Here is a 737-nt window from a genome sequence, read left to right on the forward strand (position 1 = left end):
ATCGACCACACGGGCGCGTTTTCCGGCACGCTCGCGAGTTCGGCCTTGTCGCCGCTCTTCGTGATTTTCGCGAAGCGGACGATTTCCTGCAGATAGGCCGTGTCCTGCCGCGACGGCAGCCGGCCGTTGTCGGCCGTGCGTTGCAGGTAGTAGTGGCACAGGTAGTTGGCGCGGCCCTTGAGCATCGCGACCGACACCGGCACCGCGAGCGCATTGCGCACGGTCGGGATGTCGCGCTGGAACAGCTGGTCCTGCAGGTGCTTCGTGCCGGTCGACACGATCACCTTGCCGCCCCACAGCATTGCGGGCACGAGATACGCGTAGGTCTTGCCGGTACCCGTGCCGGCCTCGACGATCAGCGTGTTGTCGCCTGCGTCGCTGTCGGATTCGGTTGCCGCGGCATCGTCCGCGGCCGCTCCGGTCGTCTTGTCGGCGTCGCCCAAGCGGCGTGCCGGCCGCTTGCGGGTTTCGAAGATCTCGGGCTCGGGCATCCGGCGCGCGGATGCCTCCATCGCGGACGCGACCGCGCGCGCCATCTCGATCTGCGACGTACGCGGTCGGTACCCGTCGAGCGCGCGCGCCAGCAACCCGCCTTCGCCAAAGATCGTGTCGAGCTCGTCGACGCGCTTGCGGCTCAGCTCGAAGGTGCCTTCGGACGCACGAACACGCCCGGCGGACGTCGTGTCACGCCGGGCATCGGGGGTGGCTTCAAGCGGTGAATTCAAGGCAAGCGTTCC

At 68.0% G+C, this 737-nt stretch carries 1 pseudogene; it reads right to left on the reverse strand.

Annotated elements, in window-relative coordinates:
• A pseudogene (locus JMF90_RS39150) lies at window positions 1–725 on the reverse strand (ATP-dependent DNA helicase); the annotation flags it as partial.
• Window positions 726–737: the final 12 nt, after the last annotated feature.

This window comes from Burkholderia sp. E168m23, assembly GCF_016586125.1.
Taxonomy (GTDB): domain Bacteria; phylum Pseudomonadota; class Gammaproteobacteria; order Burkholderiales; family Burkholderiaceae; genus Burkholderia; species Burkholderia orbicola.